General features: G+C 66.9%; 28 protein-coding genes and 1 tRNA gene. 10 read left to right on the forward strand and 19 right to left on the reverse strand.

The annotated features are described in order from the left end of the window. Positions 1-3: 3 nt before the first annotated feature. The 5 genes from DDF62_RS22095 to DDF62_RS22115 are packed head-to-tail and all read left to right on the forward strand — an operon-like array spanning position 4 to position 2,845. Entirely contained in the window at positions 4-309 is a 306-nt protein-coding gene (locus tag DDF62_RS22095; RefSeq protein WP_116491109.1) for a FliM/FliN family flagellar motor switch protein, read from the forward strand. Then, positions 306-713 carry a flagellar biosynthetic protein FliO gene (locus DDF62_RS22100; RefSeq protein WP_116491110.1) on the forward strand — a complete coding sequence of 136 codons (408 nt, stop codon included), beginning with the start codon at positions 306-308 and terminating at the stop codon, positions 711-713. The genes DDF62_RS22095 and DDF62_RS22100 overlap by 4 nt, the downstream gene beginning before the upstream one ends. Continuing rightward, positions 710-1,507 (forward strand): flagellar type III secretion system pore protein FliP, encoded by a 798-nt coding sequence (gene fliP / locus DDF62_RS22105; protein ID WP_116491111.1) that lies wholly within the window; start codon positions 710-712, stop codon positions 1,505-1,507. Before DDF62_RS22100 ends, fliP begins: the two co-directional genes overlap by 4 nt. Positions 1,508-1,550: 43 nt before the next feature. Continuing rightward, positions 1,551-2,282: a sigma-70 family RNA polymerase sigma factor gene (locus tag DDF62_RS22110; RefSeq protein ID WP_208866914.1), complete on the forward strand. Its 732-nt coding sequence runs from the start codon at positions 1,551-1,553 to the stop codon at positions 2,280-2,282. Positions 2,283-2,290: 8 nt separating this feature from the next. Then, positions 2,291-2,845 (forward strand): tetratricopeptide repeat protein, encoded by a 555-nt coding sequence (locus DDF62_RS22115; protein ID WP_116491112.1) that lies wholly within the window; start codon positions 2,291-2,293, stop codon positions 2,843-2,845. 174 nt (positions 2,846-3,019) lie between these two features. Here DDF62_RS22115 and DDF62_RS25755 read toward each other — a convergent pair. The 3 genes from DDF62_RS25755 to DDF62_RS22125 form a co-directional block, all read right to left on the reverse strand. Further along, positions 3,020-3,121 (reverse strand) — tRNA-Val (locus DDF62_RS25755). A gap of 182 nt (positions 3,122-3,303) precedes the next feature. Further along, positions 3,304-3,729 (reverse strand): RidA family protein, encoded by a 426-nt coding sequence (locus tag DDF62_RS22120; RefSeq protein WP_244286912.1) that lies wholly within the window; start codon positions 3,727-3,729, stop codon positions 3,304-3,306. After that, entirely contained in the window at positions 3,726-4,592 is an 867-nt protein-coding gene (locus DDF62_RS22125; RefSeq protein ID WP_244286913.1) for an alpha/beta fold hydrolase, read from the reverse strand. The genes DDF62_RS22120 and DDF62_RS22125 overlap by 4 nt, the downstream gene beginning before the upstream one ends. A gap of 216 nt (positions 4,593-4,808) precedes the next feature. On the opposite strand from DDF62_RS22125, the gene DDF62_RS22130 reads away from it, so the two are divergent. The 4 genes from DDF62_RS22130 (at position 4,809) to DDF62_RS22145 (ending at position 8,271) form a co-directional block, all read left to right on the forward strand. After that, positions 4,809-5,738 carry a LysR family transcriptional regulator gene (locus tag DDF62_RS22130; protein WP_116491115.1) on the forward strand — a complete coding sequence of 310 codons (930 nt, stop codon included), beginning with the start codon at positions 4,809-4,811 and terminating at the stop codon, positions 5,736-5,738. Positions 5,739-5,892: 154 nt separating this feature from the next. Then, positions 5,893-6,963 carry an aldo/keto reductase gene (locus DDF62_RS22135; RefSeq protein WP_116491116.1) on the forward strand — a complete coding sequence of 357 codons (1,071 nt, stop codon included), beginning with the start codon at positions 5,893-5,895 and terminating at the stop codon, positions 6,961-6,963. Between the two features lie 24 nt (positions 6,964-6,987). Then, entirely contained in the window at positions 6,988-7,245 is a 258-nt protein-coding gene (locus DDF62_RS22140; RefSeq protein ID WP_058346135.1) for an Atu4866 domain-containing protein, read from the forward strand. 144 nt (positions 7,246-7,389) lie between these two features. Then, positions 7,390-8,271 (forward strand): SDR family oxidoreductase, encoded by an 882-nt coding sequence (locus DDF62_RS22145; RefSeq protein WP_116491117.1) that lies wholly within the window; start codon positions 7,390-7,392, stop codon positions 8,269-8,271. 106 nt (positions 8,272-8,377) lie between these two features. On the opposite strand, the gene DDF62_RS22150 is transcribed toward DDF62_RS22145, so the two are convergent. The 16 genes from DDF62_RS22150 to DDF62_RS22225 all read right to left on the reverse strand — a co-directional run bounded on the left by DDF62_RS22150 (position 8,378) and on the right by DDF62_RS22225 (position 23,975). Then, entirely contained in the window at positions 8,378-9,268 is an 891-nt protein-coding gene (locus DDF62_RS22150) for a LysR family transcriptional regulator (protein WP_116491118.1), read from the reverse strand. A 208-nt stretch (positions 9,269-9,476) separates the two neighbouring features. Next, positions 9,477-10,706, reverse strand: a complete 1,230-nt coding sequence (locus DDF62_RS22155; RefSeq protein WP_116491119.1) for a tyrosine-type recombinase/integrase — start codon at positions 10,704-10,706, stop codon at positions 9,477-9,479. A gap of 463 nt (positions 10,707-11,169) precedes the next feature. Further along, positions 11,170-11,418: a hypothetical protein gene (locus tag DDF62_RS22160; RefSeq protein WP_165832357.1), complete on the reverse strand. Its 249-nt coding sequence runs from the start codon at positions 11,416-11,418 to the stop codon at positions 11,170-11,172. 202 nt (positions 11,419-11,620) lie between these two features. Next, positions 11,621-12,004, reverse strand: a complete 384-nt coding sequence (locus DDF62_RS22165) for a DUF736 domain-containing protein (protein WP_116491121.1) — start codon at positions 12,002-12,004, stop codon at positions 11,621-11,623. Further along, positions 12,001-12,279 carry a DUF2274 domain-containing protein gene (locus DDF62_RS22170; protein ID WP_116491122.1) on the reverse strand — a complete coding sequence of 93 codons (279 nt, stop codon included), beginning with the start codon at positions 12,277-12,279 and terminating at the stop codon, positions 12,001-12,003. Before DDF62_RS22170 ends, DDF62_RS22165 begins: the two co-directional genes overlap by 4 nt. Positions 12,280-12,290: 11 nt before the next feature. Continuing rightward, positions 12,291-13,547: a TraB/TrbI/VirB10 family type IV secretion system protein gene (locus DDF62_RS22175; RefSeq protein WP_116491123.1), complete on the reverse strand. Its 1,257-nt coding sequence runs from the start codon at positions 13,545-13,547 to the stop codon at positions 12,291-12,293. Continuing rightward, entirely contained in the window at positions 13,544-14,527 is a 984-nt protein-coding gene (gene trbG / locus DDF62_RS22180) for a P-type conjugative transfer protein TrbG (protein ID WP_116491124.1), read from the reverse strand. Before trbG ends, DDF62_RS22175 begins: the two co-directional genes overlap by 4 nt. Further along, entirely contained in the window at positions 14,524-15,297 is a 774-nt protein-coding gene (gene trbF, locus DDF62_RS22185) for a conjugal transfer protein TrbF (RefSeq protein WP_116491125.1), read from the reverse strand. Before trbF ends, trbG begins: the two co-directional genes overlap by 4 nt. Before the next feature lie 3 nt (positions 15,298-15,300). Continuing rightward, positions 15,301-16,638, reverse strand: a complete 1,338-nt coding sequence (gene trbL, locus DDF62_RS22190) for a P-type conjugative transfer protein TrbL (protein ID WP_116491217.1) — start codon at positions 16,636-16,638, stop codon at positions 15,301-15,303. Positions 16,639-16,704: 66 nt separating this feature from the next. After that, complete coding sequence (gene trbJ, locus DDF62_RS22195; RefSeq protein WP_116491126.1) at positions 16,705-17,475, reverse strand: P-type conjugative transfer protein TrbJ; 771 nt, start codon at positions 17,473-17,475, stop codon at positions 16,705-16,707. Continuing rightward, the gene (gene trbE / locus DDF62_RS22200) at positions 17,472-19,913 is read right to left on the reverse strand and encodes a conjugal transfer protein TrbE (protein ID WP_116491127.1); all 2,442 of its coding nucleotides are present in this window, start codon (positions 19,911-19,913) and stop codon (positions 17,472-17,474) included. The genes trbJ and trbE overlap by 4 nt, the downstream gene beginning before the upstream one ends. Then, positions 19,907-20,191, reverse strand: a complete 285-nt coding sequence (locus tag DDF62_RS22205; RefSeq protein ID WP_116491128.1) for a VirB3 family type IV secretion system protein — start codon at positions 20,189-20,191, stop codon at positions 19,907-19,909. The genes trbE and DDF62_RS22205 overlap by 7 nt, the downstream gene beginning before the upstream one ends. Then, positions 20,188-20,535: a TrbC/VirB2 family type IV secretion system protein gene (locus DDF62_RS22210; protein ID WP_244286914.1), complete on the reverse strand. Its 348-nt coding sequence runs from the start codon at positions 20,533-20,535 to the stop codon at positions 20,188-20,190. Before DDF62_RS22210 ends, DDF62_RS22205 begins: the two co-directional genes overlap by 4 nt. Beyond that, on the reverse strand, positions 20,535-21,539 hold the full coding sequence (gene trbB / locus DDF62_RS22215) for a P-type conjugative transfer ATPase TrbB (protein WP_116491129.1): 1,005 nt from the start codon (positions 21,537-21,539) through the stop codon (positions 20,535-20,537). The genes DDF62_RS22210 and trbB overlap by 1 nt, the downstream gene beginning before the upstream one ends. Then, positions 21,536-21,934 (reverse strand): ribbon-helix-helix domain-containing protein, encoded by a 399-nt coding sequence (locus DDF62_RS22220; RefSeq protein ID WP_116491130.1) that lies wholly within the window; start codon positions 21,932-21,934, stop codon positions 21,536-21,538. The genes trbB and DDF62_RS22220 overlap by 4 nt, the downstream gene beginning before the upstream one ends. 10 nt (positions 21,935-21,944) lie before the next feature. Continuing rightward, positions 21,945-23,975, reverse strand: a complete 2,031-nt coding sequence (locus DDF62_RS22225; RefSeq protein WP_116491131.1) for a conjugal transfer protein TraG — start codon at positions 23,973-23,975, stop codon at positions 21,945-21,947. Between the two features lie 279 nt (positions 23,976-24,254). Between DDF62_RS22225 and DDF62_RS22230 the strand changes: the two genes are divergently transcribed. Beyond that, positions 24,255-25,214, forward strand: a complete 960-nt coding sequence (locus DDF62_RS22230) for a hypothetical protein (RefSeq protein ID WP_116491132.1) — start codon at positions 24,255-24,257, stop codon at positions 25,212-25,214. Positions 25,215-25,293 lie beyond the last annotated feature (79 nt).

Below are 25,293 nucleotides of genomic sequence, written 5' to 3' on the forward strand. Positions count from 1 at the left end.
GTCATGACAACCCGATCCAAGCCCGCGGATGCGCAAACGGAACCGGGGACCGACGGACCGCCCCTGGCGGGACTGGACGCGGCCATCTTCAAGGACGTCCAGGTCGACCTGGAAGCCAAGCTCGGCCAGGTCACCCTGTCGATCGCCACTCTGATGGGCCTGCGGCCCGGCGCGGTGCTCGAACTGGACGCCAGGCTCAACGACCTCGTCGAGCTGCGCCTCAACCAGGCCGTCGTCGCGCGCGGAGAGATCGTCGCCGTCGACGATCATTTCGGCGTCCGCATCACCGAGATCGCGAAGGCCACATGAGGCTGGGGCGATACCTGTCGCTCGGCTCGGCTACGGCGCTCCTGTGGGCCGCCGGCGGCCCGGCGATCGCCCAGAAGCTCGGCCAGGCGGCCAGCGCCGGCGAGGTGTCGCTGTGGCGGGTGCTGGGCGCCCTGGTCCTGTGCCTGACCCTGGCCGTGGCCGGAGCCTACGCCCTGCGTCATCGCCTTCGGGGATCGGGCGCGCCGTCGCTGGCCAGGGCCTTTTCCCCGGTCGACCGCCGCCTGAAGCTGGTCGAGACCGTGCGCCTCAGCCACCAGACCGACATCTGTCTGATGCGCTGCGACGACGCCGATTTCGTGGTGGCCGCGACGGCCCACGGCGTGGTCCTGCTGTCGAAGCCCCTCGACCATGGCCCCACGCCGGAGCCGGAGGCGAAGGCATGAACCGGCTGGCGTTCCTGCCCTGGATCCTGACGCTGGTCCTGACGCTCACCGCGAGCCTGGCGATCCCCGCCGGGGCGGCCTGGGCGCAATCGTCCTCCACGCCCGCCGCGGCGGTCGCGGCGCCGCGCGCCAAGACGGCCGGCCAGGCCGTCCAGCTCGACAAGGCCCGGACGTCGGAGGTCCTGCGCACAGCCCTGCTGCTGACCGTCGCGGCCCTGATCCCGGCGATCGTGATCTGCATGACCCCGTTCGTGCGGATCGTCGTCGTGCTGTCGATGATCCGCCACGCCTTCGGCATGCCCGAGACACCGCCCAACCAGGTCCTGGTCAGCCTGGCCCTGTTCCTGACCGCCTTCACGATGATGCCGACCCTGACGACCGTGAACGACGTGGCGTTCAAGCCCTTCATGGACGGCTCGATCTCGGTCCAGCAGGCGATGGATCGCGGCGCCGAGCCCATGCGCCAGTTCATGCTGCGGCAGGTTCACGACCAGGACATCGCCGCGGTCTACCGGATGGGCAAGAAGCCGCTGCCGGAACGCGCCGCCGACGTCGGGCTGATGGAGCTGACCTCGGCGTTCATGCTCAACGAGCTGCGCGTCGCCTTCAAGATCGGCTTCGTCATCCTGCTGCCGTTCCTGCTGATCGACCTGGTGGTGTCCAGCATCCTGCTGGCCCTGGGCATGCTGATGGTGCCGCCCTCGACGCTGTCGCTCCCGATCAAGGTTTTGATGTTCGTGCTGATCGACGGCTGGTCGCTCGTGCTCGAGAACGTGGTCGGAAGCTTTCGGTGAGAAGCCTTCGGTGACCGGGGGGCCGCGAGCCCGACGCGCGGACATGCCGTCCGAGGACGAGGAGGCGACGCTCTGGGCGGCGTTTCGCGGCACGGGATCGACCGCCGCGCGCGAGGCCCTGTTCGCCGCCTACACGCCCTTCGCCCGCCGTCTGGCGCGCCGGCATGCGCTGGGCCGCGGGTCCGGGGACATCGAGTTCGGCGACCTGCTGCAACTGGCCTATGCGGGTTTGCTGGAGTCCATCGACCGCTTCGATCCCGAGCGGGGCGTTCCGTTCGCGGGATATGCCTCGCGCCGGGTGACCGGCAGCATCCGCGACGGCGTCGCCAAGATGAGCGAGCTGCGCGAACAGCTCTCGTTTCGCCATCGCGTGCGCTACGAGCGGGCGCGCTCGATGGTCAGCGCCGACGTCGACGCCCTGAGCCCGACCGAGGTCCTGGACGAGCTGATCGACGCGGCCCTTGGCCTGGCGCTGGGCTTCATGCTGGAGGGCACCTCGCTCTATGTCGCCGAGGAGGAGCCCGACCATGCCCCCAACGCCTATGACAGCCTGGTCTGGCGCGAGACCCAGCAGCGCGCCCGCACCGAAATCTCGATGCTGCCCCCGCGCGAACAGTTCATCATCGCCCGGCACTATCTCGACGGCATGGCCTTCGAGCAGATCGCCGAGGCGCTGGGACTGAGCAAGGGGCGAATATCCCAGCTGCACCGGGCGGCGCTCATGCTGCTCAAGAAGCGACTATTGAACTCCCAGGACTTCAGGCTCAGACGATAGGAAGCCCCATGACATCCGAGGCATGCCCTCCCGACCTGCTGAACAGCCTCCTTGAGGCGCTCGACGACAACGACCAGCGCGGCCTGGAGCGCCTGGACGCGCTGCTGCTCGACTACGGCGCCGACGCGCGGCTGCACTTCCTGCGCGGATCGATCCTGGCTGGAATGAAGCGCTACGAGGCCGCGATCGCGGCCATCGGCAAGGCCGTGGAGCTGGATCCCGACTTCGCGGCCGCCCGCTTCCAGCTGGGCTTCCTGCACTACACGTCCGGAGACCCCCAGACGGCCGAGCAGGTCTGGCGTCCGCTGGCGAACCTGCCCGAGACCTCGCCGCCGCGCCTGTTCGCCCAGGGCCTGGTCCAGCTGGCGCGCGACGAGCTCGAGGCCGGGATCGCCACCCTCGAGCAGGGCATGGCCCTCAATCACGGGAACCCGCCGATGAACGGCGACATGCGCCTGCTGATCAACACGATCCGCCAGCAACTGGCGAGCACCCAGGACGAGCCCCTGTCGTCGACCCAGCTCCTCCTCCAGCGCTTCGACGGCTCGGGGGTCAAGCACTAGGCGGGGACACGGCGGCCGGCGCTTAGCCGGCCGTCGTTCCGGACGCACGGGCACGCGCTGGCAAAGACTCGAGGCGCGGTATTCGGGGGGAGTATTGGAGACCCCCGAGCCCGACACGCCTCACGCCCGCGATGCAGGCGCAAACTTCTAAGCTAGAAGGGGAAGGGGAAGGGATGGTGGACGCGACAGGGATTGAACCTGTGACCCCTACGATGTCAACGTACGGGATAAAGCCATAACACGTTGTTTTTATTGTATTACTATTCACCCGCGTTCCGCTTTGTTCTGGGTATTTTCAGCGATTTCTGGGGGGTAACTGGGGGGCGCCCAGTGACCGCCCACCATGGATGTGAACCCTAGACCCATAAATTCGCAGGTCGACGAATGAGGATGCGTGAGCTGTTCTCCAAGCCTTAAAGATCGCCTCATAGAGCGTAGCCCCTTCTAGGGGACCTCGTTCAGCCGGGAATGCGGGCGATCACCTTGATCTCGAAATCAAAGCCCGCCAGCCAGGTGACGCCGAGCGCCGTCCAGTTGGGAAAAGGCGCATGGGCAAACATCTCCCGTTTCACGTCCATGATCGTCTCGAACTGTTTTTCAGGATCAGTGTGGAAGGTGGTGAGGTCGACGATGTCATCGAACCCGCATCCGCCCGCGCTCAACGTCGCTTCCAGATTGGCGAAGGCCAGGCGGACCTGAGCCTCGAAATCCGGCTCTGGCGAGCCGTCGTCGCGGCTTCCGACCTGGCCCGAGACGAAGAGCAGGTTGTCCGACTTGATGGCGGCCGAGTAGCCGTGGGTCTCGTACAGGGCGTGGCGGGCGGCCGGAAAGATCGCTTCACGTTGGGTCATGGAAAATCCTCTGCTTGTCGTTGAATGGCTCAACCGGCGACCCGGCGGCCGAGAAAATCGCGGATGTGCGCGGCGATCTCGCCGTGGCGCGTTTCCAAGGCGAAGTGGCCGGCGTCCAGAAGGTGGACTTCGGCGTCGGGCAGGTCGCGGCGATAGGCCTGCGCGCCGGCGGGAATGAAAGCGCGATCATGGCGTCCCCAGACGGCCAAGAGCGGCGGCCGGCGGGCGCGGAAGTAGGCCTGGAAATCGGGATAGAGCGCCAGGTTGCTGCGATAGTCGAGGATCAGATCAAGCTGGATATCCTCCGCGCCCGGGCGGGCCATGTAGGCGATGTCCAGCTCGTAGCCGTCCGGCGACAGCAGGCTCTTGTCCGCGCCGGGACCGTACTGCCAGTCCCTGATCGTCTCCGGCGACAGCGAGGCGCGGCAGGCCTCGCGATTGGCCGCGCTGGGATCGCGCCAATAGGCCTCCCAGGCGTCCCACTCATGGCTGAAGCCATCGAGATAGGCGTTACCGTTCTGGGAGATGATCGCGGTGACCCGCTCGGGATGCTTCATCGCCACGCGCAGGCCGACCGGCGCGCCGTAGTCGAAGATGTAGAGGGCGTAGCGGTCCAGCCCGATAGCGTCGACGAAACCGCCGAGCACCTGAGCCAGGCTATCGAAGCTGTAGGTGAACTGGTCGCGCGGCGGCGCCTTGGTCTGTCCAAAGCCTGGAAAATCCGGAGCGATGACGCGGTAGCGATCGGCCAGCTGCGGGATCAGGTCGCGGAACATGTGGCTCGCCGACGGGAAACCATGAAGCAGCAGGATGACGGGCGCGTCGACCGGCCCGGCTTCTCGGTAGAAGACCTCGACCTTGCCGACCTGCTGCGTCTTGAAGTGAACGGTGGACATCATCTGTTCCTGCGGTGTGGGATGCGCAGCCAGGGCCTTCGCCGGCAAGCCCGCCACCATCGATCCAGCCACGAACGCGCCGAGAACGAAGCGACGGGTAGCAGGGACAGAAGGGGTGGACATGATGGCTCCTTGGCTGACCCGCCAAGAAGTAGTTCTTCCGCAATCAGCAATAAGCCTTGCGCCTTGATCGACTGAGTTGCAGCTTTTGAAACGATGGACCGGTTGGACGCGATAGAGCTTTTTGCGGCGGCGGTGGAGGAAGGCTCGCTTGCCGCGGCCGCCCGGCGACACGGTCGCTCGCCGGCCGCGGTAACCCGGGCCGTAGCGCTTTTGGAGCAGCACGCCGGCGAGGCGCTGCTGCTGCGCTCCACGCGCAAGCTCAGCCTGACGGCGGCCGGCGATCGACACCTTCAGATCTGGCGCGAGGTGATCGCCAAGCTTGGCGAGATCGCGCCGAGCAGCCGGACGGCGGCGCTACGGGGCAGCATCGTCCTGACCGCCCCCGAACTCTTCGGACGGCTCGAGGTGATGCCGATCCTGGAGACGTTCCTGGCCGAGCACCCACAGATCTCGGCGCGCGCTCTACTGCTCAATCGCGAGGTCAACCTGGTCGGCGAAGGCGTCGACTTGGCCGTGCGCCTGGCGCCGCTGGCGGATTCGTCGCTAGCCGCGGTCCGGATTGGGGAAGTGGGCGCCTTCCTCTGTGCTTCGCCCGACTACCTCGCACGCGCAGGCGAGCCGACCGGCCTTGGCGACCTGCAGCATCACGAATGCATCGGCCTCAACGGCGAGGGCGACGCCGAACTTTGGTCCTTTGGCGGGGAGGCCGAGCGCAACGGACGACCACGTTCGGTTCGCGTCCGAACCCGGCTCAGCGTCAACAACGCCATGGCCTCGATCGATGGCGCGCTGCGCGGACGCGGGCTGATCCAGGCGCGCTCCTACCAAGTGGCCGGGCACATCGCAGCCGGAAGGCTGGTGCGCCTGTTGCGCCATTGCGAGCCGGGTCCCGTTCCCGCCCACATCCTGTTTCCGGCCGACCGGGCCAAGAACCGGGCCGTGCGCGGCTTGATCGACCATCTGACGCCGCGCCTTAGACGCGCCCTGCAGGTGGTCAAGGCGAGTGAGCCGGGATCGATCTAGGAGGCAGCGCTGCCGCCCGTAGATTGGTTATTTTTCCTAACCACTTTGGGAATTCATGGGCGACTTATCGCGACAATCCGGCATGGCTAGGTTTCGACAGCTGCTCCGGCGGCACGAAATCCAAGCAACCCGAACCTCCCGAAAGGAGATCGCGATGACCAACAAGACCGCTCTCGATCACTACCGCCTGCTCGGCCGCTCCGGGCTTCGCGTATCGCCGCTGTCTCTGGGAACCATGACCTTCGGCTCCGACTGGGGCTGGGGCGCGGACGAGACCGACGCCCGCCGGATCTTCGACGCCTATGTCGATCGCGGGGGCAACTTCGTCGACACCGCCGTCAACTACACGGACGGCGCGTCCGAACGCATGCTGGGCGGCTTCATCAAGGACAAGCGCGAACGGATGGTGGTCGCCACCAAGTTCACCATGGCGCGCGATCCTGCGAACATCAATTCGGGGGGCAACCACCGCTACAATCTGGTCCGTTCGGTCGAGACCAGCCTGCGCCAGCTCGACACCGACCGCATCGACCTGATGTACCTCCACGCCTGGGACTTCACCACCAGTCCCGAGGAGGTGCTGCGCGCCCTGGACGACCTCGTTCGCGCCGGCAAGATCCTCTATGTCGGCATCTGCAACACGCCGGCCTGGCGGGTCGCGCAGCTCCAGTCGATCGCCGACCTGCGCGGCTGGGCGCCGCTGGTGGCCCTGCAGATCGAGTACAGCCTGGTCGAACGCACCGTCGAGCACGAGCTGATGCCGATGGCGCGCGAGCTGGGCCTGGGCGTCATGCCGTGGTCCCCGCTGGGCGGCGGCATCCTGACGGGCAAGTACCGTCGCGAGGACTTGTCGGACGACAACGACTCCGACGTCGCGGCCGACCGCAAGGGCGTAATCGCCTCTACCGGCCACCTCAATCAGCGTTCGCTAGACATCGCCGACGTCGTTGGTGAGGTCGCCGCGGAACTGGGCGTGTCGCGCTCGCAGGTGGCCATCGCCTGGACCCTGGCCAACCCCGCCGTCGTCTCGCCGATCATGGGCGCGCGCACGCTGGAGCAGGCGCAGGACAACTTCGGCGCCCTGGACGTGACCCTCGACGACGGCCAGCTGGCCCGTCTGAACGCGGCGAGCGCGCCGACGCCGATCTTCCCCGACCGCTTCATCGGCCGTCCCATGGCCCAGCAGCTGATCTTCGGCGCCTCGACGCTGCTGGCCCGGCGCTGAAACCTCAGCAGAAAGGAGCCGGCCATGACGCCGCAGACAGCTGCACAGCACCCCTATGTCGGCATGTGGGTCACCGCTGACGGCCGCATCCGCCAGGAACTGCTCGCCAACGGCCGCTACGACGAAGCGCGCGGGGCCAGGAAGAGCGCCTATCGCGGGCGATACGAAGTCGACGCCAACCACATCGACTACTGGGACGACACCGGGTTCACGGCCGATGGCGAGTTCGTCACCCCAGACGAGCTTCACCACGGCGGAATGATCTTCTTCCGGCAACGCTAGTCGCCCCTCGCCGGGCCAACGCCCGGCCTCCTCCTCAACATCCAAACAATCCGAACCTCAAGCCCCTGCTTGCCGGGATCGCTGGCGCACGCCTCCAGGCTGGCGATCCCCTTTTTCTCTGGAGCGCGATCAAGGAGATACACGATGAAAACGGTTATCATCTCGGGCGCAGGAACGGGCATGGGCCTGCTCACCGCCCAAACCCTCATCCGCCAGGGCTACGCGGTCTATGCCGGCGTGCGCGATCCCAATGGGCGCAGCCGGGCCCGTCGCGAGGCGCTCGAAACCTACGCCAAGGACCATGGCGGCTATGTCCGCGTCGTCGACCTGGACATCCACAGCGAGGCCTCCTGCCAGGCCGCCGTCGATCAGGTCGTCGCCGACCATGGCCGCCTCGACATCGTCATCCACAATGCGGCCCACCTCTTCATCGGCGTCTACGAGGGCTTCACGCCCGAGCAGCTGACCGACTGCCTCAACACCAATGTCGTGGGCGCCCACAGGCTCAACCGCGCCGCCCTGCCCCAGCTGCGCAAGCAGGGCGACGGCGTCCTGCTCTATGTCGGCAGCACGATCACCCGCATCGTCACGCCGTTCGTGGGGCCCTACATCACCGGCAAGTACGCGCTGGACGCCCTGGCCGAGGTCACCGCGTACGAGATCAACCGCTTCGGCGTCGAAACGGTGATCGTCATGCCGGGCATCTTCCCGGACGGCACCGCCCACTTCCAGTCAGCCGTCCATCCGGGCGACCAGAACGTCGTCGAGGGCTATGAGCGGTTCAAGGACGACTTCGACAACATCGGGCCTGGCCTGCGCGCGCTCCTGGCCGGCGCCGACGCGCCCGTCCAGGGCGTCGCCGACGAGATCGTCCGGGTGCTGGCGATCCCCAAGGGCGAAAAGCCCATGCGCACCGTCATCGACTATTCGGACTACGGCGCTCCGCTGGTCAACGACGTGGTCGAGGCGCAAACCGCGCGGGTCTTCGGGATGATGGGCTACGAGCACCTTCTGAAGGTATCCTAGCGACGGGCGACGGCTGCATGGGCCGCCGCTCGCCCAGCGGGCCGCTTTCCCAGCCGACGGCAACGGCCGCGGCGGAGGAAGGCGGCTCGTCTGCATTTCGCGAGCATCACTTCCAGCGCCGAACGTGCTCCACCAACGCCCGAAGCTTGGGCGAGATGTTCCGGCGGTTGGGATAGTAGAGATAGAAGCCGGCGAAGCGCGGGCAGAAGTCCTCGAGCAGCGGCACCAGCTCGCCCCGCTCGATAGAGGGTCGGAAGCACTCCTCCATCCCGAAGTTGATCCCGGCGCCGGCCACCGCCAACTTGACCATCAACGCCATGTCGTTGGTGGTGATCTCCGGCTCGACCGAGACGCTGAACTCCTTGCCGCCCTCGGCGAACTCCCAACGGTAGGGCGCCGACTTCGGCGTAGGCCGCCAGCCGATACACCGATGCGCCGCCAGGTCGCGAGGATGGGCAGGCGCGCCGAAGCGGTCCCGGTAGGCCGGCGCGCAGACAGCGAGCTGGCGCTCTTCGCTGGCGACCGCGATGGCGATCATGTCCTGCTCGATCACCTCGCCCAGGCGGACCCCGGCGTCATAGCCCTCGGCGACGATGTCGAACTCCTCGTCGGTCACGTTGACGTCCAGTTGCACGTCGGGATGGGCGCTGGCGAAACTGGCCAGGAACGGTCCCGAAAGAAAGCGTTCGGCGATCGAGGAAACGGCCAGGCGCAATTGCCCACGCGGTCGCTCATCGAGGCTGCCCGCCGCCTCCACGGCCGCGTGCATTTCGGCGAGTGAAGGCGCGACCTGCCTATAGAGACGCTCACCTTCCTCGGTCAGGCTGACGCTACGGGTCGTGCGTCGAACCAGAGCGATCCCCAGCGTCTCTTCCAAGCGGCTCATGGTCTGGCTGACCGCCGAGCGCGTGACGCCGAGACGGTCGGCCGCCGCGCGAAAGCTGCGCTCCTCGGCGACGAGCGCGAAAACCGCGAGGGCGTTGAGATCAGGTTGCACGACGAGAGAATTTTATCTTTGGCACGAAAGTCGGAGCTTCGACTGGAACGAGACGATGAGCATCTAAGCCTGCGGGGACAACCGCCAATTTGCTCTGGGGCGCGGGTTCGCCTAGTGCACGTTGAGCTTGGCCGGCGCGAGCTGATCATAGCGGCGGACAGTGGTCGCTGCAGGCGCCCAGTAGGCAATGGCCACGATGCATCCAACGTCAGCGCAACGCTCGCCGCGCCGCAGCCTGATGATCAGGACGATGATGACCATAGTGCTTTTCGATCATCGCCGGGCTCATGCCGGTATAGCCTGAGGCGTCCCAGACGCTGACCCCCGCCTCCATCAGCCAGGTGACGCAGGTGTGTCGCATCCAGTGCGGGGTGACCTCACCATCGAGCCCGGCGTCGCGTACGACGCCTTCGAACCCAGTGCGAATGCGACCGGCAAGTGGTCGGCCACCGTGATGGAGCACCGTGACGGGTCGCTGATCGGGCTTGACTCGGCGTTTGGTGGCGGCGTGCTCGCCGCTGTCTTGACTCACAGCCACGCGGTCGTCCGAGGCCTTCCAACGGCGCATATGGGCCAGCAGGCGCCCAGGCAGACGCACGACGGGCCGGCGCTTGGTCGCATGTTCACGCTCGCTCCTGCCTCGCCGCCAGATCATGCCCGCATCCAGATCGACCCAGGCCTGCAAAGGGCTTTCACTCCATAGAAGCTTGGGCAGAACTCCCGGGCGCGTACCAGTGTAGACGCCCATCAGGATGAAGCGACGCAGGTGACGACGATTGGCCGCCGCCGAGCCGCCCAACCTTCGCCAGCGGTCGCTCTCCCAGCGGTAGCCGCGCGCGGCCATCAGCAAGCGGGCGGCCTGTCCGCGCGTGAGGGCGTCGCGCGTTGGCTCCGGCTTTGCTGGCAGGGTCACCTTGGGGCGGCGGGTCAACGGATACTCGGCGTCCCAGTAGCCGATAGCCGCCGACAGGTCCTCCAGTTCGCGCCGCGCTCCCTGCGCCGTGACCAGACGCGGTGTTTTGCTACGCGTGAAGGACTTGATCGGCTGGGTTTTGCGGTGGGCGACATAGGCCTCACAACTGGACCGCCGGATGTCAGCGAGGGTCTTGTCGCCCCACCACTCCAGAAGCGCTTCGAGGCGCGACTTCACCGCGCTGGGGTCCGCACCCGTGGGAGCCTTTTCGGCGCTATAAAGAGCGATCACCTCGGCGACCAGCACGTCGGCGGGACGGCTTGGCTGATCGCCAGCCTGCTCTGGAGGCTTGTACTTGCCCGCTATATAGTCGGCGAGGAAGAGCTGAGCTTGCTCAAAGCCGCCCTCGCCGCAGCCAGTGCTCGTTTCCTTCTGTCCGTCTCGAACGACCCAGACAGCGGCGAGCCGCTTGTCCGGCCGGGCCGGTCGGAAATGCAGGCGGGGTCCTTTTGCTTGGCGTCCCATGGCACGGGCCTGAACAAGTCGCGGATCTGCGAAGGGGTGACGAAGAATCTCCCAGCCACGAGTCCGGGGGTCAACCTTCCGTTGCGAATTTCGGTCCTCAGACTCGAAATCGTGATCGGCCCTTCCGGCCAGAACAGAGCCACGGCCTCCAAGAGGGTCATCGGTTCATCGGCGCCCCACTGATCCGGGTTGGGACGACGCTGAATTCTGGACGGCGATCGTGATGTCACGGATCCTGCCCTGACTGTTCGAATGGGCTTCAATCTGGCCCTGGAGATCCGGCGTCGTCGAGGGCGGTTTGGCCGCCGTCGGGCGCAAGTAGACGCGGAGACGCTATCGGCGAACTTGGAACGATGCGGAAACCAGGACGGCTATTTCACAGCCTTTTCAGGCAGCATCACCGCATTAATCGGCGCTCTCCGCAGCGGGTTCGTCCGGGGTCAACCGCTGCATCGGCTGCCATCTAGGCGCTGGGAGAATTGGCGGCCAGCTGTTCAAGCGTCACTTCGCAACGCGGCTTCAGTTCCCCCACGCTAGGGCGCTGGTTCAGCCAAGCCCCGAGCGACACGATCAAGGCTTGCTCGGTTTTGCTCCAGCCATCGGCATGCACGAGCACACCGTAGAACTGTTGGGCATGTCGGCGAGGGTCGGGCGCGCCGGCAAAACCACGCATCAATCGACGCGCTGCGCCGAGCGCCTCTGAACGGCTCATGGAAAACAAGGACTCGCTCTCTTCTGCTCGCCGCTTAGGAAGTGGCCCGATTTCGCCGCCGCCGTCGAGTGGATCGGATGGTCGGAGCCGACCACATACCCATAAAGGACTTCTGACTCGAAAACGCTGCGGCGCAGAGGGTTCTCGACAACACGATCACCGCGATCGAGAAACGTCTGGGCGAACTGGGCATCGCGCGACGCTAGCCAGTGGCGGCGCGCGCTTCCTCCTGCGTCTTGCGCCGTGCTTGGTCGTTGTCCTCTTCTTTTGGCGGTCGCGTCCATACGAGCTGGGCGCTGACGCCTTCCTCATCCGGGAACAGCGCGGCCGAGACGGGCGCGGGCAAGAACGGGTCGTCCAAGCTCACCCGGAAGAAACTGCGCGCACGATCGCCGCCCCATCGAGCTTCCCAGGCGTCGCCAATTCGGGAGCTTCCGAGCATGACCCGAAACGCGGGCGCATTCGGGCCAGCCCGATCGTCGTTTGGAACGAACCGCACCTTGGCGTTGGCGACGAGCGTTCGAAACTCCCCCTCCCATCCGCCACCGCGCGAGGGTTTGAAATTCCCAATGACCAGCTTGATCATGACTTCGCATCCCGCACCTTTGCGCTGGCCGCTCTTGGGTCGAGCCCTTGGCGCTCGGCTAGCAAGGTCTTCCGGGCGGCGACGAATTCGCGATCGTTCAGCAGAAAGTGCTCGATCATCGAGGCGCCGAGATCGGCTGGGCTGACCTCAACGCTGTTGCGGGTGTTGTAGATGGTCGCGTAGTCGCCCAGAGCGTCTTCGACGTCCGGCATGATGCTCAGCGTCAACTTGACCGGGGTGCGGTTGGGCAGCTTGCCCAGCTTCAGATCGGCCATGACAAACTCCTCTACAAAGCCCGCCAGGGGCGCAGGATCAGGTCCTTGTGGACGATGACGCGTAGCGGCCAGCCCGGCCGCACGCGCAGGGTGGGCTGGACGTCGAGTTGCTTGCCGACGATCTGTTGGCCGGCTTGGGAGGCGCTTTGCTGGGTCGACTGCCGGATGGCGCGGACCAGATCGCCCTCGCCGTCACCAAGGCTCAGCTCCGTGCCGACCCCGAGCAAGGTCGAAAGAGCGACGCCCTTGAGTAGACGCCAGGTATGGAAATCCACTTCGTCGGCGAGTCCGGCGTAGCCCGCGGGATCCGTGGCCGGCAGATTATCCAGCTGGATCGAGGCGCCATCGGGCAGGATGATCCTTTGCCAAACCAGCAAGGCGCGGCGCTGGCCAAAGGCGACCACGCTGTCGTAGCTGCCGATCAATCGCGCGCCCTGCGGGATCAGCAGGAAGCGGCCGGTGGCGCTGTCGAACACGTTCTCGGTGACCTGCGCGATCACCAGACCCGGCAGATCGGAATCGAGACCCGTGATCAGGCTGGCGGCTATGACGTTGCCGGCCATTACCTGATAGGGCGAACGCGGTGTCTCCAACTGATGCGCATTATAGATGTCGCCGACGCGCGGCGCCGCCTCCATAAACGCCGTCTTCCGATCCTGACGATTGGGGTCTTGGATTGTGTTCGGCGATGAGACCGGCGCCGCCGCCACAACGCCGGAATTGGTGAAATCGCCGGGCGCAACCGCCACGTCGGCGCGATGGGCCACCTGCACCATGACGCTGGCTTCGCGAGCTTGACGGGCTTGACCAACCTTTCGCTGACGCTCGGCTTCGGCGGCTTGCTGAGCGGCGTTAGGTCGAGCCGATGAAACGTCGGCGTCATCGCCACCGACAGCCAAAACATCACGGCGCCGCTGATCGACCACGGCCCGTCCCAGATCGCCGGGCAGCGGCGGTCCCAGCCGAGGCGCCGCGCCACTCTGGGCGTAGTCGCTCGGAAGTTGGCTGACGGCTTCGGCCGACGCCGGTCGATCCGCGGCCAGTGGCTCGTCGAGCGCTTTGGCCATCTGAAAGGCGCGAGGGCTGAGGGCGAACCAGGCCAACCCCGACAGACCGAGCGCGCCGACGGCCACTGCGCCGATCATCAGTCCGCGCCGAAAGCGAACCACGCGTGGCGGCCGCGCGCGCAAACTCAGGGTGTCGGCCGCCACTTTCGATGGCGATGCCGCCTCCGGCGGCGCGTCGGGCAAGTCATGATTCTGAGTCATCGGGATCCTCCCCGAGACTGGCCGTCAACCCGAGTGACCCGGACAACCTGTTGCGGCGCCTCGCCCAGTCGCAGTTCGGCGGCGGCGAAAAGCCTATCGACGATGTATCGGTTGCCCCTGACGCGATAATTGACCAACTGGCTGTCGCCGAGCGGGCCGACCACGAAGAGCGGCGGCGCTTCGCCCTGATCGAGACGATCGGGGAACTCGATGTAGACCTTCGAGCCATCGTCCCAGGCGCGCACCGGCCGCCATGCGGGGCTGTCGCCGCTGATCATGTACCGGAAGCGCATAGAGTCGATCGCCACATTGACGGCGGCGGGTTGAGCCGCTGCGGCCTCCGCGTTTTGCCGGCGCAAGGCGATGAGCCGATCCTGCGGATAGATCCAAGAGATAGCCGCCATGGCCGTGGCGTCAGTGCTCTCGAGCGCTAGGTGATAGGCGCGGCGGTCGGTCGTGATGACCATGTTTGTGGAAAGCCCTGCGGCGAAGGGTTTGATCAGCACGTGCACTCGCTTGGACAGCCCCTCCCCGCTGGTTGTGTCGCCGATCACCCAGCGCACCGTGTCCCCGGCCGAGACCGCGGTCAGTTGCTCGCCAGGTTCCAAAGCCACGTCGCTGACCCGCTCGGGAGCGGTGTAGAGGCGATAGAGCGCCCCCTCCGCCCAGGGATAGACTTGGACGGCGTTGATATAGCCAGCCGTGCTGGGCTCGCGCATCGCGGCGCGATTGGCGGCCTCGACCCGCGCGGGCGGCGGTTCGGTCTGCGGGCGTGTGCTGGGCGCGGGCAAGAGCTGGCCCGGAAGGGGCAGCGGCTTGGGGACCTCGACAATCTCGACCGGCTTTGGCGGTTCGGCGGCGATCTGGGCGGGCCTGAAGTCGGCGGCGTCGTAGGCAATGGGCGGCGGTGGAACCTTGCCATTGGCGCAGGCGGCGAGCGTCCCGGCGCAGGCCAGCAGGATGGGGATCTGGACATTCATGGCTGCAGGTCTCCTTGCGCGGGTTCGACGGTGGGTGGGGAAAGCATGGCGGGCGCGACGCTCTCCGCCTGCGACGTGGTGGGGCGGGTTTCGGCCTCCTGGGCCCAGTCGATGGCGTCGACGAACAGGCCGAGCGGATTGCGTTCGAGTTCGGCGCGGGTCTTGGGCTTTTGCCGAACCAGGGTAAGGATCGCCGTCCAACGCTCGGTCTTGGCTAGGCTTCCGCGCTCGAACGACCTCTCTTCCCATTTGACCTGGAACGATGTGGGCGAGGCGCGGACCACGCTGGTCACCTGGACAGAGACACTGCGCGCTCCGATCTGGGTGAAGGGATCGTTGGCGCGCGCGTGCGCGTCGAGGAAGGCGTCGCCGCGTCCAGAGGCCAGGTCGTAGGCCTCCAGCCAGCGCTGGCGCACGATGACCGGGTCTGTCGACAAGGATCGGACATTGGTGATGAAGCGACGAAGCTGGCCGGCGACGACGGTGTCGCCTGGCTGATAGTCCTGCTGGGCCGGGCCAACAGCCCTTGCTTCACCAAGACGATCGACTTCGACCACATAGGACTCGATACGGCTTTGAGCCGACTGCCAGACGGAGCCGCCGGCCAGGATCGACACCAGGACGAGGCTGCCGAAGAAGGCCAGGCGCCAATTCTTGGCCTGGACTCGCGCCGAGCCGATGCGATCATCCCAGAGCTGGCCAGCCTTCTGGTAGGGCGTCTCAGGCTCGGGCGTATGGCCATAGCGCTGCGGCGTGCGATTGAAGCGCATGGCTCAATCCTCCTTGCTGCTGAGATCGGGGTTGGCCGAGCCGCCGGGCCGATCACCGTCCTTGATGGTCTGCAGCACGGCGTGACGGCGGACATGATCGGACTGGGCTGACTGCAGTTGGCGCGCCCAGGCCGGCGGCGCAGTCCCTTGCGGGCCGGCGGCATCGGCCCCCGAAGCGGCTGCTGACGGGCCGCCGGCTACTGGGCTCGTACCGCCGGTGGCCCGCCAGGCGCCGGCGCGGCCGCGCTGAGCGCTGTCGGAAAGTGAGCTGGCGGCGCGGCCGGCCATGTCTCGAAACGGCTGGCTCGCGGCGCCGGCCGCCGCACGCGCAACCCCGCTGAGGCCCGAGGCCAAGCCCGCCACGCCGCTGGCGCCTGATGTGGCCTGACGCATCTGATAGGCAGCGCTGGCCCCCGCCCCCATCGCGGTGCCGGCGCGGACCGCCGCCAGACCGCCAGCCCCCGCCGCTCCCAAGGCGCGGGCGCCCAACATCGCGCCGCCGCCCACGAGCATGGCTGCGCCGGCTGCCGTCCCGACCGCTGCGCCTGCGCCCAGCTGCGGCGCGCCCGACACCAGGCCAGAAGCGATGCCAGGACCGAAGATCGAAAGGCCGGCCAGCGTCAGGGCGCCGAGCACCAGGGTCATGGCGTCGCCGAGATCGGGATCAGGACCGAGCGTGGCGACGAAGGCGTCGAAGAAGCCCGCGCCGATACCGACGATCACCGCCAGCACCATCACCTTCACGCCGCTGGAAATGACGTTTCCCAGCACCCGCTCGGCCAGAAAGCTGGTCTTGTTCCAGAAGGCGAAGGGGACCAGGACGAAGCCCGCCAGACTGGTCAACTTGAACTCCAGCACCGTGACGAAGAGCTGGATGGCCATCACGAAGAACGCCAGGACCACCAGCACCCAGGCCAGGGCGAGCAGCGCGATGGTGACGGCATTGCCGACGACCTCCGGCCACCCAGTCAGTTCGTTGGCCTTGGCGATCAGCGGATGGGCGGCGGCAAAACCGATGCTGGCCAGTTTACCCGGCGCAAGCAGATCCTCGGCGCTCACGCCGCCGCCTCCAGCGGTCAGGCCAAGGCCCGCGAACGATCGGAAGACGATCTCGCTGAGCGTCTTGAAGTTGCCCAGGATGAAAGCGAAGGCGCCGACATAGAGGACCTTCTTGATCAGCCGGCCCAGGACGTTGTCGTCGCCCTCCAGCGCCCACCATAGCCCCGCCAGCGTGACGTCGATGGCGATCAGGGTCGTGGTCAGGAACCCGACATCGGGCCCCAGCAGGCCAAAGCCGCTGTCGATGTAGGTGCTGAAGGCAGCCAGGAAGCGGTCGATTATGTTGAGGTCCGGTGCAGGGTCCACGGGTGTGGCCTTTTCGCTGGGCGGATCGCCGCCTGATGGCGGCTACGGCCGCGGGGTGTAGGCGGAGGCGCTGCCGATGAACCGGCGGCCAGCTAGCTTCGCAGCCTCCAGGACCTGGGCCTGACGCGCCGCTTCTAAGGCCTGCGCCCGATATTGCGCGGCCATCAGAGTCTGAATCTGCTGATCCTGTTTGATGGCCAGAGCCTGGAGTTGGTTGGCGGCCTGCTGGGCCTCCAGGCCGCCCGCCGCGCCCTGGCTGCGCTGGACGAGCTGATCGATCAGCCCGGCGTCGGCGCGAACGTTCTCGACGACCTTGGCCTGCACCTTCAGGGTTTGGCGGTAGCCGTCCATCGCCGCCCTGGCTTGCGTCCGGGCGCGGTCGAGCAGCTGGCTGGTCGTGGCGTTGGGATCCAGGCTAGCCGGATAGGCGTCGGCGAGCACCGCCTCGGTCGAGGCCAGGGTGAAGGCCATGCCCTTGGCCTGCGCCATCAGGGCGTCGACCTGCTGCAGCGCATCCTTGATCGGCGCCAGGGCCGTGTAGTCCAGCGACTTCAGGTTCCGGGCCATGTTCTGCAACATGGTCAGCTCGTTCTGCAGCGAGCTAATCTGGTTGTTGACCTGCTGCAGCGACCGAGCGGCCGTGAGCAGGTTCTGCGCATAGTTGGTCGGGTCGAACACCGTGAACTGCGCGGCGGCGGGCGTGACCAGGCCTGGCAGCGGCGCCAGGGCGAGCGAGGCGGCGGCGAGCCCGATGATCGCCAGGCGCACCGAACGTGAGGCCGGCGAGCGCGAGAATTTGAGCCTCGGATTCATGGCGTGGGGTCCTTCAAGATGGGGGTGGGTGAGAACGTCGCCGCCAGGGAAGCGGCCCAATCGAGACCACGGGCTGCGAGGAAGGCCGCGGCGAAACCATCCTCGCCGTGCTCGGCCAGGATCTTGTCGATCAGGCTCTGTGTCGCTGGATCGGACGCCCCGCACAGCGCCAGGGCGACAGGACCAAGGCCAAGCTCGAACAGGCGATTGCCGAGCCGCGATTGCAGGTAATAGTGGCGCTTGGGAACAGCCCTGGAGATCAGCTCGATCTGACGGTCGTTGAGCCCGAACCCCTGATAGACCTTACGCGATAGCGGCTCGGCGGCGCGGTCATTGGCCAGGAAGATACGCTGGGCGCAGCCGTCGATGATCGCCGCGGCGATCGTGCTGCCCTCGATGTCCGCTAGCGACTGGGTGGCGAACACCACGCCGACATTGCGTTTGCGCAGTTCCTTGAGCCATTCGCGGATGCGTGCGGCAAAAAGGGGATTGTCGAGAAACTTCCAGGCCTCGTCGAGCACGAGCAGGGTCGGCCGACCATCGAACCGCGCTTCCAGCCGGTGGAAGAGATAGGTCAGGATCGGCGCGACGACGGACGGGGTTGAGGCCAGCGCTTCGGTCTCGAAACACAGCACGTCACCAATCGACAACCCGTCCTCGGCAGCGTCCAGCAGACGGCCGAACGGCCCATCCAGGGTATAGGGCGCCAGCGCCGCCTTCAGAGCGTTGGACTGCAGCAGCATCGAAAGGCCGGTCAGCGTCCGCTCGGCCGGCGGCGCGCCCGAAAGGCTCATCAGCGCCGACCACAGCGCGTCCTTGATCTCTGGGGTGACCGGAACGCGTTCGTTGGCAAGGAGGCCCGCCAGCCATTCGCTGGCCCAGGCCCGCGCCCCGGGACGATCGATGTCACGCAGAGGCTGAAAGGCCAGGCCGCCGTCGCTGGCCAGGCCGTAGTGCTGTCCGCCCATGGCCAGGGTGACGGCCCGGGCCGAGAACCGCTTGTCGAAGAAATAGACCTGGGCGCCGGGATAGCGGCGGAACTGGAGCGCCAGGAAGGCCAGGGCCACCGACTTACCCGCGCCCGTGGGGCCGACCAGGAGCATGTGGCCGACGTCATCGACATGGGTCGAGAAGCGGAAGGGCGTCGCACCGCTGGTCAGGGCATGGAACGTCGGCGATCCGGCCAGATGCTGGTTGGCGTCCGGTCCCGCCCAGACCGAAGAGAGCGGCATCAGGTGCGCCAGGTTGAGGCTATGGACCAGCGGCTGGCGAACGTTGGCGTAGACCTGACCCGGCAGCGAGCCCAACCAGGCCTCGACGGCGTTGACCTGCTCGCGGATGCAGGTGAAGCCCAGGCCATTGACGATGCGCTCGACCAGCCGGACCTTCTCGTCGGCCAACGAGGGATCGCTGTCCGAGACGGTGATGGTGGTGGTCAAATAGCCGAAGCTGACGTGATCGCCGCCCAAGGTCTGGAGCGCCAGATCGGCGTCCGCGAGCTTATTGTCGGCGTCGCTGTCGGTCAGCGGGACCGGCTCGTTGCTGATCACCTCGCGCAAGATCTGCACGACCGACTTGCGCTTGTTGAACCACTGCCGGCGGATGCGGGTCAGCGCCTTGGTGGCGTCGGCCTTGTCCAGGCAGATGAACCGCGTCGTCCAGCGATAGGCGAACGCCTGGTGATTGAGGGCGTCGAGGATGCCGGGGCGCGTCGCATTGGGAAAACCCAGCACCGTTAGAGTACGTAGATGCTGATCGCCCAGACGCGGCTCGATGCCGCCGGTGAGCGGCGTATCGACCAGCAGGCCATCGAGATACATCGGGATCTCGGGAACGGCGACGGGATGGCGGCGCGTGGAGATCGTCTCGTGCAGGTAGGTCAGGGTCTCGCCGTCATCGAGCGCGCGGACCTGCGGCATGAAGCCGGTCAGGAGATCGAGGATGCGGTCGGTGGTGGCGACAAAGGCCGCCAGTTCCTGGCGCCAGTCACGGCCGTGGACGGGTTCCGCGCGCTCGATCAAGGCCCGTTCGGCGCGGCTGACCTGATCGGCCGGCGGCAGGAAATAGAGTGTCAGGTGGCAGAGGCTCTCGAAATGCTCGCCCTTCTGACCGTCGAAGTCGGCCCGCCGTTCTTCATCGACCAGCAAGGAGGCGGCGTCGGGAAAGGCACCGTCCGGATACCCCTGCGCCGGGATGCGCTCGGCGTCGAAGAACAGCGCCCAGCCCGACCCGAGCCGGCGCAAGGCGTTGTTGGCGCGGGCGCAGACCGACACCAGCCCCGCGTCGGTGGTGCTTTCCAGGTCCGGTCCTCGGAAGCTTAAGGTGCGCTGGAAGCCGCCATCCTTGTTCAGCACCACGCCCGGCGCGACCAGAGCCGCCCAGGGCAGATGGTCGGCCAGTCGGTCGGCGCGGCCGCGGTATTCGCGCAGGTTCAGCATGCCAGCCACCCCTTCTGGCGCAGGTGACGCGTGACGACGGCGGCGAAGTCGGGATCACGCTTGGCGGCGAACACCGCCAGGCTATGACCGATCAGCCAGATCACCAGACCCGCGATCCACTGCTGCAGGCCAAGACCCAGGGCCGCGGCGATCGTGCCGTTGAGGATGGCGATGGACCGGGGCGCGCCGCCCAGGAGGATCGGCGTGGTCAGCGCGCGGTGGAGCGGGACCTCGAAGCCCTCGACGTCGCCGTTGAAAGGATCGGCTGGCGCGCTCATGCGATCAACGCGCCTCCGCCGAACGAGAAGAAGGTCAGGAAGAAGCTGGAGGCGGCGAAAGCGATCGACAGGCCGAAGACGATCTGGATCAGCTTGCGAAAGCCGCCGCTGGTTTCGCCGAAAGCCAGGGCCAGGCCGGTGGTGATGATCACCAGGACCGCGACGATCTTGGCGACCGGGCCTTCCACGGATTCCAGGACCTGTTGGAGCGGCTCCTCCCAGGGCATGCCCGAGCCTGCGGCCTGGGCCTTCGCCGACAGCAGCAGGATCAGGATCGAGGTGAGCGCGGTGAATTGAAGCGAGCGCAGGTTGACGCGCACGCGCGTCTGAACGACGGAGGTCATCAGGTTTCTCCCTGTCGGAGCATTTTCAGCTGAGGCGGGTCGAGGTCGGCGAGGATGTAGTCGCCGGCGCTGTCGAGACCGGTGACCCGGGCGACGGTCTCGATCCGGCGGCCGGTGCCCCGACCGCGGATGAAGACGACGAGATCGACGGCGTCGGCGATCAGGCGGCGCGGCACGGCCACGACCGCCTCCTGCACCAGCTGCTCGAGCCGATAGAGCGACGATCGCGCCGAATTGGCGTGTATGGTGGAGAGGCCGCCGGGATGGCCGGTGTTCCAGGCCTTGAGCAGGTCGAGGGCTTCGCCGCCCCTCACCTCGCCGACCACGATGCGATCAGGACGAAGTCGCAACGTCGAGCGCACGAGGTCGGTCAACGCGACGTGGCCGGGGTGGGTGCGCAGTCTGACCGTATCGGGCGCGGCGCATTGCAGCTCGGGCGTATCCTCCAAGAGGATGACCCGCTCGTCGCCCAGCGCCACTTCGGCCAGGAGGGCGTTGGCCAAGGTCGTCTTGCCGCTGGACGTGCCGCCGACGATCACGATGTTCAGGCGTTCGGCGATGGCCCGGCGCAGGATTTCCGCCTGACCTGGCGTCATGAAGTTGTCGGCGACGTAGTCATCGAGCCGAAGGATCTTCCCGGCCGGCTTGCGAATGACGAAGAACGGGGCCGGCGATACGGGCGGCAGCATCCCCTCGAAGCGCTCGCCGACGGCCGCCCCCTCCTGCGTCGGCAGATCTCCGCTGACGATCGGCGCCCCGGCGTGAACCTCGCTGCGGAGGTAGCTGGCGACCAGACGGATGATCCGCTCGACCTCGGCCGCGTCGAGATTGACGCCTGTGTCGACCCGTCCGACGCCGAGGCGATCGACCCGCAGCCGCCCGTCCGGATTGACCATCACCTCTATGACGGAGGGATCGGCCAGCGCCTTGGCCACCGCGGGCCCCATGGCCGTGCGCAACATCGCCCGCCGCCGTTCGGCGGTTTCCGGCCGCACCTGGCTCATGGCGCGGCCTCCTCGGCGCTTTCGAAGGTCGGCCGACCGCTGGCGAGCTGACGGCCCACCTGGTCGATGAAGCGCTGGAAACGTTCGCGGCCGACGGCCTGGGCGGCCCTGTCGGCCTCCGGCAGGGGCGCGGTGACCGTCAGCTGGTAGCGGACGAAGAGCGCCAGGCTTTCGAGCAGGATCTTCTGGTCGCGCTCGATGCGGCCCAGTTGACGGCTCATCCGGTCAAGGCGGGCCTTGAAGAGGTCGTCAATCTCGCTGGCCGCGCGGCGGCCCAGATAGGCTCGCAAGGCGTCGGCGACGATGGCCGACTTGGAGCTGCCGGGCCTTGTTCCCAGCCGGTCGAGTTCGGCGCTCAGGGCGTCGTCGAGATAGAGGTGATGTCGGGGCTTCATGACCGCCTCCTCAAAACGACGGGAGCAGGTCGTCGTCGCCACGGCCGGCCCCTTCGTTCATGGCGTGGGCGCGGGTGACGGGCGCGTTGGCCTGGGCGCGCGCCATGGCCGAGCGGTCGGCGGCGAGATCGCCGTCGTCTTCGCCAAGACCCAGACCAAGCTCGACACCCTCCCCGCTCGGACGCATGGCTGGTTCGTCGAAGAGCCCAGGATGGCGCTGGTGCTGGAGACCGCCTTCCTCGTCGAGCAGGCTCTCGGTGTCGACCGCGCCGGCCAGCACGGCGTGGGGCCCACGCACCTGCCCGCCCCAATCGTCGCCGCGGGGCGGCGGACGGTCGACATAGCCGCCGTCGCCCAGCGTCGGGGGCGCGGCGACACGGCGCGCGAAGTTGTCGTCCTCGTAGTAGCGAAGCTTCTTGGCGCGGATCGGCGCCAGGCCCGAGACCAAGACAAGCGCGTCGTCGGGCGACAGTTGCATCACCTCGCCGGGCGTCAGCAGCGGCCTGGCGGTCTCCTGGCGGCTGACCATGACATGGCTGAGCCAGGGCGAGAGCCGATGGCCGGCATAGTTGCGCTGGGCGCGCAGTTCCGTCGCCGTCCCCAGAGCATCCGAGATGCGCTTGGCGGTGCGCTCGTCGTTCGAAGAAAACGCGATCCGGACGTGGCAATTGTCCAGGATGGCGTTGTTCTCACCATAGGCCTTGGAAATCTGGTTCAGGCTCTGGGCGATCAGGTAGGCGCGGATGCCGTATCCGGCAATGAACGCCAGGGCGGTCTCGAAGAAGTCGAGCCGCCCCAGGGCCGGGAACTCGTCGAGCATCATCAGCAGTTGGTGCTTGCGGCTCTTGGCCGGGTCGCCTTCGGTCAGGCGACGGCCGATCTGGTTGAGCACCAGCCGCACCAGCGGCTTGGTCCGGGAGATGTCGGAGGGCGGAATGACCAGGTAGAGGGTCACCGGGACCGGCGCGTCGACGAGGTCGGCGATCCGCCAGTCACAGGCGCTGGTCGCCAGGGCGACGGTCGGGTCGCGATAGAGCCCCAGGAACGACATCGCCGTGGAGAGCACCCCGCTGCGTTCGTTCTCTGATTTATTGAGGACCTCGCGCGCCGCGCTCGCGACGACGGGGTGAACCCTGGGCGCGCCCGGCGTGCCCAGGTGGTTGGTGGCCATCATCCGCCGCAGAGTGTGAGCGAACGAGCGCTGAGGATCGGAGAGGAAGGTGGCGACCCGCGCGAGGGTCTTTTCTTCTTCCGCGTAGAGGACGTGGAGGATGGCCCCGACCAGCAGGCTGTGGCTGGTTTTTTCCCAGTGCGACCGGCGCTCCAAAGCGCCTTCTGGATCGACGAGCACGTCGGCGATGTTCTGAACGTCGCGGACTTCGTCGGGTCCTTTGCGGACCTCCAGCAGCGGATTGTAGCGGGCCGAGCGCGCGTCGGTCGGGTTGAACAGCAGGCAGTGCGAGAAGGTCGAGCGCCAGCCCGCGGTCAGGGTCCAGTTCTCACCCTTGATGTCGTGGACCACGGCGCTGCCGGTCCACGACAGGAGGGTCGGAACGACCAGGCCAACGCCCTTGCCAGAACGGGTCGGGGCGAACGCCATGACATGCTCGGGACCGGCGTGGCGCAGATAGCGGCCGCCAAGTTGTCCAAGGAACACCCCTTGGGCCTGGAACAGGCCGGCGGCCGTCACCTCCCGACGGCTGGCCCAGCGCGAGGATCCGTAGGTGGTGACCTGGCCGGTCTGGCGCGCACGCCAAAGAGAACCGACGATCGCGCAGGCGCAGCCCAGGAAGCCGCTGGCGCCGGCCAGCAAACCGGCCTTGTCGAAAACCCACGGGGCGTAGGCCTCGTAGTGGAACCACCACTCGAAGAGCTGCCATGGGCGATAGAGCGGCACACCGAGCGGCCTGGCCCACGGCGCGCCCAACTGGGCCTGGTAGCCGAGCATCGCCGCGGCCCACTGGGTCGCGGTCCAGACGCCAAGCATCATGATCGCGAAGACCGCGAAGATCTGGCCGATGAGGAGCTTGGTGGGCGTCATGCGCCGGGTCCCGATCACCCGGCCACGACATGTGGCCCGGGGTCGAGCGAGACTCCGGCGAGGCTCAGAAATCGCTTATGACGGCTATGGGGCGGCTAGCCCGTTCAAGGCGCCGTTCCATGCAGCACGCCTGGCCCAAATGGGTCCTGGGCGCTTGGCGCCGACCTCATGACCAGCTTGGCTAAAGGAGGCTCCTCCCCCAACGCCGGCCGTAGCGAAGGTTCCGGCAACGTCTCATTAAACGCCGTCGATGAGCCTTCTGCCCGTGGAGGTTTCACGATGTCGATTCTACCCGGCGCGCCCGCGCCGCAGGCCTTCAGCGGGCTCAAGCAATCGCGTAGTGGCGAGATTTTCGCGTTCGCAAGGTTTGGTGGGCGCGGTTGCGCGTTGGACGTCGCCCTAAGGGGCGCGCGCGAGCCGTATCCGTGTCGCGACGACGTCGAAAGGCTGACCCGTGACAGTATCCATGTCCGTGTCTCGATAGGCAGCCACGCGGTCGGCAGCGCCCACTTCAAGCGCTTCAGCGTGTTGGAAGATCGGCGCCTGATCGATCCGATGACATGGAGTTCGCACATGACGGAGGTCCATGCGGACTATCGGCGGCGGGGCGCCGGCCTTGCGCTCTACGGCATGATGAAGGCCTGCGGAATTGGCGTGCGGCCGTCCACCACCACGCGCTCAGAGGGGCGTGCATTGTGGCGCAGGCTGGATCCTTCGATCACCCATTTTCCGTCGACGGCCACCGAGCCGGCTTGTGACGATCTGGATCTGATCGCGCGCTGCGTGCTGGATTTCACGCCCTGGCGCGACGCCTCCCAACGCATGCGGGCGTGCCAGAGCCTGGCCGATATCGAGGCCTTGGGTCCGGCGACGCGGCCCTATCTGGAGGCCGTCTCGACCGTGACCGGGTGGCCCGGCCGCGACCTTGGAGCGGCGCGCGTCTTCGCCCAGCTCGGCGACTACGACAACGAACGCGATGCGATCGGTCCTCTTAAGCTCCACGGCATGCCCGCTTGGTCGATCTGGAGCCTGCGTATGCTGGCCGCGCGCGACCCTGGCCCCGCGCGCCGGATCCTGCAGGCTTACAGAGCCGCAAGGTCGGCCCTGCTCGAGCTAGACGAGCCGATGGAGGCCCGGTTCAGCGACTACAAGATCGCTCTGAGCGAATGGCCCGACTGCGTCGACGCCAGTCCGCCTTCCAATCTGGGACTACGGCTTGGAGGCGCAAGACGAGGATAGTCGCGCCGCTGGCATGTCGCCTCAATGGGCGCACCTGTTGCGCGCAAACATTCATATTTGCGCGATTAAGAAATTTAGT

This window comes from Caulobacter radicis (assembly GCF_003094615.1).
GTDB lineage: Bacteria > Pseudomonadota > Alphaproteobacteria > Caulobacterales > Caulobacteraceae > Caulobacter > Caulobacter radicis.

Coding starts and splice junctions, on each gene's coding strand:
- DDF62_RS22095 (WP_116491109.1), top strand. CDS start 4: ATGACAACCCGATCCAAGCCCGCGGATGCGCAAACGGAACCGGGGACC.
- DDF62_RS22100 (WP_116491110.1), top strand. CDS start 306: ATGAGGCTGGGGCGATACCTGTCGCTCGGCTCGGCTACGGCGCTCCTG.
- fliP (WP_116491111.1), top strand. CDS start 710: ATGAACCGGCTGGCGTTCCTGCCCTGGATCCTGACGCTGGTCCTGACG.
- DDF62_RS22110 (WP_208866914.1), top strand. CDS start 1,551: ATGCCGTCCGAGGACGAGGAGGCGACGCTCTGGGCGGCGTTTCGCGGC.
- DDF62_RS22115 (WP_116491112.1), top strand. CDS start 2,291: ATGACATCCGAGGCATGCCCTCCCGACCTGCTGAACAGCCTCCTTGAG.
- DDF62_RS22125 (WP_244286913.1), bottom strand. CDS start 4,592: ATGTCCACCGTTCACTTCAAGACGCAGCAGGTCGGCAAGGTCGAGGTC.
- DDF62_RS22130 (WP_116491115.1), top strand. CDS start 4,809: ATGGACCGGTTGGACGCGATAGAGCTTTTTGCGGCGGCGGTGGAGGAA.
- DDF62_RS22135 (WP_116491116.1), top strand. CDS start 5,893: ATGACCAACAAGACCGCTCTCGATCACTACCGCCTGCTCGGCCGCTCC.
- DDF62_RS22140 (WP_058346135.1), top strand. CDS start 6,988: ATGACGCCGCAGACAGCTGCACAGCACCCCTATGTCGGCATGTGGGTC.
- DDF62_RS22145 (WP_116491117.1), top strand. CDS start 7,390: ATGAAAACGGTTATCATCTCGGGCGCAGGAACGGGCATGGGCCTGCTC.
- DDF62_RS22155 (WP_116491119.1), bottom strand. CDS start 10,706: ATGGGACGCCAAGCAAAAGGACCCCGCCTGCATTTCCGACCGGCCCGG.
- DDF62_RS22160 (WP_165832357.1), bottom strand. CDS start 11,418: ATGAGCCGTTCAGAGGCGCTCGGCGCAGCGCGTCGATTGATGCGTGGT.
- DDF62_RS22165 (WP_116491121.1), bottom strand. CDS start 12,004: ATGATCAAGCTGGTCATTGGGAATTTCAAACCCTCGCGCGGTGGCGGA.
- DDF62_RS22170 (WP_116491122.1), bottom strand. CDS start 12,279: ATGGCCGATCTGAAGCTGGGCAAGCTGCCCAACCGCACCCCGGTCAAG.
- DDF62_RS22175 (WP_116491123.1), bottom strand. CDS start 13,547: ATGACTCAGAATCATGACTTGCCCGACGCGCCGCCGGAGGCGGCATCG.
- trbG (WP_116491124.1), bottom strand. CDS start 14,527: ATGAATGTCCAGATCCCCATCCTGCTGGCCTGCGCCGGGACGCTCGCC.
- trbF (WP_116491125.1), bottom strand. CDS start 15,297: ATGCGCTTCAATCGCACGCCGCAGCGCTATGGCCATACGCCCGAGCCT.
- trbJ (WP_116491126.1), bottom strand. CDS start 17,475: ATGAATCCGAGGCTCAAATTCTCGCGCTCGCCGGCCTCACGTTCGGTG.
- trbE (WP_116491127.1), bottom strand. CDS start 19,913: ATGCTGAACCTGCGCGAATACCGCGGCCGCGCCGACCGACTGGCCGAC.
- DDF62_RS22205 (WP_116491128.1), bottom strand. CDS start 20,191: ATGAGCGCGCCAGCCGATCCTTTCAACGGCGACGTCGAGGGCTTCGAG.
- DDF62_RS22210 (WP_244286914.1), bottom strand. CDS start 20,535: ATGACCTCCGTCGTTCAGACGCGCGTGCGCGTCAACCTGCGCTCGCTT.
- trbB (WP_116491129.1), bottom strand. CDS start 21,539: ATGAGCCAGGTGCGGCCGGAAACCGCCGAACGGCGGCGGGCGATGTTG.
- DDF62_RS22220 (WP_116491130.1), bottom strand. CDS start 21,934: ATGAAGCCCCGACATCACCTCTATCTCGACGACGCCCTGAGCGCCGAA.
- DDF62_RS22225 (WP_116491131.1), bottom strand. CDS start 23,975: ATGACGCCCACCAAGCTCCTCATCGGCCAGATCTTCGCGGTCTTCGCG.
- DDF62_RS22230 (WP_116491132.1), top strand. CDS start 24,255: ATGTCGATTCTACCCGGCGCGCCCGCGCCGCAGGCCTTCAGCGGGCTC.